This is a genomic window from Thermotoga sp., assembly GCF_021162145.1.
Taxonomy (GTDB): domain Bacteria; phylum Thermotogota; class Thermotogae; order Thermotogales; family Thermotogaceae; genus Thermotoga.
On the sequence record NZ_JAGGZH010000002.1, the window covers coordinates 1 to 5,782 of the forward strand.

The following is a 5,782-nucleotide window of genomic DNA, read 5'->3' on the forward strand; positions in this document are numbered from 1 at the left end:
ATGTTGGGACTTGCACTTTCCCTGATCTTTGCTGCTTTTTCCTGGAAGGACAGCATTTTGCTCTCAATCCTCGTTCCCGCGGTTTCCCTGTTTTTTCTCTCAGACAAGAAGGGGAAAAACAGAAACATCTTCTACATCAGCCTTATCTTTCTTCTGATCCTCGAAGTGTTCGAATATGTGAAGGGTGTAAGCTACGATCTAGCCGAGATGTACCTGGGGGTGTCTTTTATCTTCCTGGCCGTCTCCGGTTTTATGAAGAAGAAAACAACAAATCTAGTGTTCATGGCGATCTTTTGGATTTTCGTTTCCCTGTCTTTGTGGAAGGTAGCGAGCATCAAATATCCGGGAGCTTCTTATCTTGTTTTTCCTGTTGTGACACTCATATTTCTGAGAGACATCTTCAGGAGGGAGCAAGATGGTAGAGAGATACGCGTTGTCCCCGATGAAGGAGCTGTGGACGGAGGAAGCGAAGTACGGAAGGTGGCTGGAAGTGGAACTGGCGGTGATGAAAGCTTACGAGGAACTGGGAATGATTCCGAAAGGAGTAACGGAGAGGGTAAGGAATAAGGCCAGAATAGATGTGGAACTCTTCAAGAAAATAGAGGAAAGGACGAACCACGACGTCGTGGCCTTCGTAGAAGGAATTGGAACGATGATCGGAGAAGATTCTAGGTTCTTCCACTACGGCCTCACCTCTTCGGACGTTCTGGACACTGCCAACTCCCTGGCACTCGTCAATGCTGGGAAGATCCTGCTTGATGCCCTGGAAGAGCTCTGCGATGCACTTTGGAACACAGCAAACAAATACAGGTACACTCCCACAATTGGAAGAACGCACGGTGTACATGCAGAGCCCACCTCCTTTGGATTGAAGGTACTCGGCTGGTATTCGGAGATGAGAAGGAACATCCTTCGCCTTGAGAAAGCAATCGAAGAGGTTTCTTACGGAAAGATAAGTGGAGCCGTTGGGAATTATGCGAATGTGCCTCCCGAAGTTGAAGAAAGAGCTCTTTCTTACCTTGGTCTCAAGGTAGAACTCGTTTCAACCCAGGTGGTTCCGCGCGACAGACACGCTTACTATCTGGCCACACTGGGAATCATAGCAGCCGGGATTGAGAGAATTGCCGTTGAGATAAGACACCTTCAGAGAACAGAAGTACTCGAAGTTGAGGAGCCCTTTAAAGAAGGTCAGAGAGGATCGAGTGCCATGCCACACAAGAAAAATCCCATCACCTGTGAGCGGTTGACGGGACTTTCAAGGATGATGCGGGCCTTTGTAGAACCCGCCTTAGAGAACGTTGCTCTCTGGCATGAAAGAGATATTTCTCACTCCTCCGTCGAGAGGTACATCTTTCCAGATGCCACGCAGACCCTTTACTACATGATAGACACCACAACGAAAGTGATCAGGGACATGAAAGTGAACGAAGACAGGATGAAGAAAAACGTGAATCTCACAAAAGGGCTCGTTTTCTCCCAGAGAGTCCTCCTGAAACTCATAGAGAAAGGATTGACGAGGAAAGAAGCGTACGACATAGTTCAGAGAAACGCCCTGAAGACATGGTACTCCGAAAAACACTTCCTCGAACACCTGCTCGAAGACGAGGACGTGAGGGAACTTGTTACTGAAGAGGAGTTGAGGGAACTCTTCGATACATCCTATTATCTGAGATATGTAGACCGGATATTCGGGCGTTTCGAAAAGGAGTGAAGCGAATGAACCGTGTTGTCGTGGGACTCCAGTGGGGAGACGAAGGAAAAGGAAAGGTTGTGACGTACCTCTCCAGATATCACGATGTCGTGGCGAGATTCTCCGGAGGTGCCAACGCCGGCCATACTGTGAACTATGGTTCCTTTAAAGTGATTCATCACCTGCTTCCATCTGCGGACTTCATCAGAAACGTGGGAATAGCCATAGGAAATGGCGTTCTACTCGATCCCCAGGTGTTCAGAGAAGAACTGGTTGAGTTGAGGGAAAGGTTTCCCGGATACTCGGGGGAGATTCTCGTCTCGGAGAACGCACACATAGTCCTTCCCGTACACAAAGAGGTGGACAGAAAAGTAGACGAGGTGTTGAAGATAGGCACCACGAAGAGGGGAATCGGCCCTGCATGTGCCGACAGGGTCATGAGGGCGAACGTGAGGATCGCCGAACTTCACGATGAGAAAAGGGTCAGGGCTCTTCTGAAGAAGAACCTCTCCCTGAAAAGTTTCTACAACCTTACCTTCGATGTTGAGAAAGCACTGGACGATCTTCTGGAGTTCTACAACACTATAAAAGGTTTCGTGGTTTCTTCTCTTCAAATGAAAAGGACCCTTGAAGGCAAAAACGTGCTTTTCGAGGGCACACAGGGGGTTCTTCTCGATCTCGACGTGGGAACCTACCCGTACGTTACAAGTATGAACTGCTCCTCGTCAGGTGTGAGTGCAGGTATGGGTTTTCCGGTGAAAGTAGACGAAACGATCGGCGTTTTCAAGGCGTACACGACGAGGGTGGGGGAAGGACCGTTTCCAACGGAACTCTTCGGAGATGAAGGAGAAACGCTGAGGAGAGCGGGACACGAGTACGGATCCACCACGGGTCGACCGAGAAGATGTGGATGGCTTGATCTTCCGCTTCTCAACTACGCCATAGAGGTAGCCAGCGTTGACACGCTCGTTATGACAAAAGCAGACGTGTTGAACGGTTTTGAAAAGGTGAAGGTCTGCGTGAGATACAAAGACGGTAAGGAACTGCTTTCTCTTAGGGACCTAGAAAAGAAAGAACCTGTGTACGAAGTTTTCGATGGTTGGAAATCACTCGAAAGTAGAGAGTTCGATCGCTTCGTGAACTTCATAGAAAAGGAAACAGGGAAACCGATAAAGTACATATCCACGGGTGAAAGGCTCGAAGATATCGTGGAGGTGTGAGAGATGTCTTTCAATTTGAAGGGAAGGTCCCTTTTGACGCTTCTCGATTTCTCTACGGAAGAAATCAGATACCTGCTTGATATTGCCAAACAGGTGAAAATGGAGAGTCGCTCCAGATTGAAATTGGAGAGGTTCAGAGGCATGACACTCGCCATGATTTTCGAAAAGCGTTCCACGAGAACAAGGCTTGCCTTCGAAGCTGCCTTCGCGGAGGAGGGAGGGCATCCCATCTTTCTATCACCGAACGATATACACCTCGGTACGAAGGAGTCCCTTGAAGACACCGCTCGCGTTCTTGGAAGGATGGTAGATGCTATCATGTTTCGTGGTTACAAGCAGGAGACGGTAGAGACGCTTGCAAAGTACTCCGGTGTACCTGTTTACAATGGCCTCACGGACAAATTTCATCCCACACAGGCGCTTGCTGATCTGATGACGATAGAAGAAAACTTTGGAGGATTCAAGGGAATAAAGGTCGTCTTCATGGGTGACACCAGAAACAACGTGGCGACATCCCTCATGATCGCCTGCTCGAAGATGGGGATGGATTTCGTGGCGTGTGGTCCAGATGAACTGAGACCAAGACCAGAGATATACAAAAAATGTGAAAAGATAGCGAAAGAGACGGGAGGCAGTGTGTCGTTTACGTCCAACCCAGAGGAGGCATTAAAAGGGGCGGACGTGGTCTACACGGATGTGTGGGCATCCATGGGGGAGGAAGATAGAGCGAAGGAAAAAATCTCACTTTTGAAACCTTACCAGGTGAACGAGAAAGCGATGGCTCTCACTGGGAAATCGGAGACGATCTTCATGCATTGTCTACCCGCTGTGAAGGGGCAGGAAGTGACCTACGAGGTGATAGAAGGGAAACAGAGCAGAGTGTGGGACGAAGCGGAAAACAGAAAACACACAATAAAAGCCATCATGATAGCCACTCTGCTGTGAGGTGAACAGATGAATTTTCTGTACTCTATCATCGCACTTGCGATATACCTGTTGTTCATGTTCTCGATAAACCTTTTCAAGATAAGACGCTTTGAGAGGGCCATCTTCTTTCAATCCTTGCTCGGGCTGGCTGGTGCTGTAACGACGTGTGCAGCGTTTCGATATACACCATCGTTCAGAGTGAGCTTTGCCGATCTTCATTGGTTTCTTGTGCTTCTCTTCGTGAACGTGTTTTTCATGAAAAACGGTGGAGCGAGATTTCCTTCGTTCATGAACTGGTTCGCTGTGATGATCTCCGTGGCGTTCATCTCTCCATTTTCCGAAGAACTCTTCTTCAGGGGAGTCCTTTTGGAGCTGAACGAAAACAACGTGTGGGTGAACGCCTTCATATTTTCGTTTCTTCACCTTTTCAACGTAATCGTGGGATTTGAGAAGTTCTTTCTGATCAACCTGGTTTACAGGTTCGTCGTGGCACTCGTCTTCGCTCACAGCGTCGTCACCAGTGGTTCGCTGTTCCCGGCTGTTCTCTATCATACGACAAACAATCTCGTGGCTTTTATACTGATGACCAGGAGGGGAAGGAATGCTCGTGAGTTTCGAAGGGATAGATGGATGTGGGAAGAGCACACAGGCGAATCTGCTGGTTCGATACCTAGAAAAGAAGGGTCAGAAGGTGATCCTGAGAAGAGAGCCGGGAGGGACGAAGATAGGGGAGAAGATCAGGGAGATTCTGATGAGAGAAGAGGTGACACCCAAAGCTGAACTCCTCCTGTTCCTCGCTTCAAGAAACCTTCTTGTAGAGGACATCAAACACTATCTTGCCAGAGGATACTTCGTTGTGCTCGACCGGTACGTGGATTCCAGTGTTGCGTACCAGGGGTTCGGAAGAAACATCGGAAAGGAAGCTGTTGAAAAGCTGAACACCTTTGCGACGGATGGATTGATGCCCGATGTGACCTTCTACATCGATGTAGATGTGGGAACGGCTCTCAAGAGGAAAGGGGAATTGAATCGTTTTGAAAAGAAGGAGTTCCTGGAACGGGTGAGAAAGGGATATCTTCTCCTGGCAGAGGAACATCCGGAAAGGATCGTGGTACTCGATGGAAACAGAACCGCGGAGGAGATACACAAGATGGTGGTGAAAGAGATCGAAAGAAGGTGGAAGTTTGATAATTAAACTGGCACTGATCGAACTAAAGAGGATCTTCAAAAGAAGAATGTCCCTCATAACGATCGCCATCACACCGGTACTGGTGGTGTTGATTTCTCTTTTTTTCATGCAGAGCTACAACCTTCAATCAATGAAACTGGGGATATACAACGAAGACAACAGTATCTGGTCTTCTCTCATCATGAGGTTCATCGGCACCATTCTGAGGCAGGAAAACATCGTCAAAGTCGGGAAAGATTACGAAGAACTCCTGAAAGAAGGGAAACTCAATGCGGTTATCGTCATACCAAAGGGGTTTGCAGTAAAGCTCTACGCCAAACAGCCAACTCGGATGATCTTCATACCGAGTCCCGTCGATCTTCACCTGGCCGCCGCTATTTACAACGTTCTGGATTCCATCCTCGAAGACTTTCAGGGAAGCGCCTTTTTCGATCCAAAGGTTCTGAAGTACATCTTCACCGAGTCGGAGTATCCCGTTCCCAGGTTGGCATTGAAGGATTCCACCCTCAGATTCTCCGATCTTGTTTCACCGTTCATCATATTCTTCACTGGAATCCTGATAACGGTCTCCCTGGCGTGCGTCTCTACTTTTTTGGACAGAGAGAAGAACCTCCATGAGATGTTTCTCGTGTACAACCTTCCGTGGTGGGAGTACGCCTTGGGGAAGATCGTTGCTTACACCGTCCTTGGTGTGTCTGTCTCGATGATGGCATACGTACTCATAAGGATTCTCACCGAAAGTAACATGAGTTTTGC

The 5,782-nt window shown here is 48.3% G+C and carries 6 protein-coding genes and 1 pseudogene; all 7 read left to right on the top strand.

Annotation, left to right across the window (positions count from 1 at the left end; all coding sequences use genetic code 11):
- Positions 1 to 567, top strand: a 567-nt coding sequence (locus J7K79_RS00090; protein WP_296903808.1) for a hypothetical protein, incomplete at its 5' end; no start/stop codon positions are given.
- On the top strand, positions 452 to 1,711 hold the full coding sequence (purB, locus tag J7K79_RS00095) for an adenylosuccinate lyase (protein ID WP_296903818.1): 1,260 nt from the start codon (positions 452 to 454) through the stop codon (positions 1,709 to 1,711). The genes J7K79_RS00090 and purB, both read left to right, overlap by 116 nt.
- Positions 1,712 to 1,716: 5 nt before the next feature.
- Complete coding sequence (locus J7K79_RS00100) at positions 1,717 to 2,910, top strand: adenylosuccinate synthase (protein WP_296903810.1); 1,194 nt, start codon at positions 1,717 to 1,719, stop codon at positions 2,908 to 2,910.
- A gap of 3 nt (positions 2,911 to 2,913) precedes the next feature.
- On the top strand, positions 2,914 to 3,855 hold the full coding sequence (gene argF / locus J7K79_RS00105; protein ID WP_296903812.1) for an ornithine carbamoyltransferase: 942 nt from the start codon (positions 2,914 to 2,916) through the stop codon (positions 3,853 to 3,855).
- Positions 3,856 to 4,125: 270 nt separating this feature from the next.
- Positions 4,126 to 4,395 (top strand): annotated as a pseudogene (locus J7K79_RS00110) (CPBP family intramembrane glutamic endopeptidase); the annotation flags it as partial.
- A gap of 43 nt (positions 4,396 to 4,438) precedes the next feature.
- Positions 4,439 to 5,032 (top strand): dTMP kinase, encoded by a 594-nt coding sequence (gene tmk / locus J7K79_RS00115; protein WP_296903814.1) that lies wholly within the window; start codon positions 4,439 to 4,441, stop codon positions 5,030 to 5,032.
- On the top strand, positions 5,022 to 5,782 hold a 761-nt coding region (locus J7K79_RS00120), incomplete at its 3' end, for an ABC transporter permease (protein WP_296903817.1). The genes tmk and J7K79_RS00120, both read left to right, overlap by 11 nt.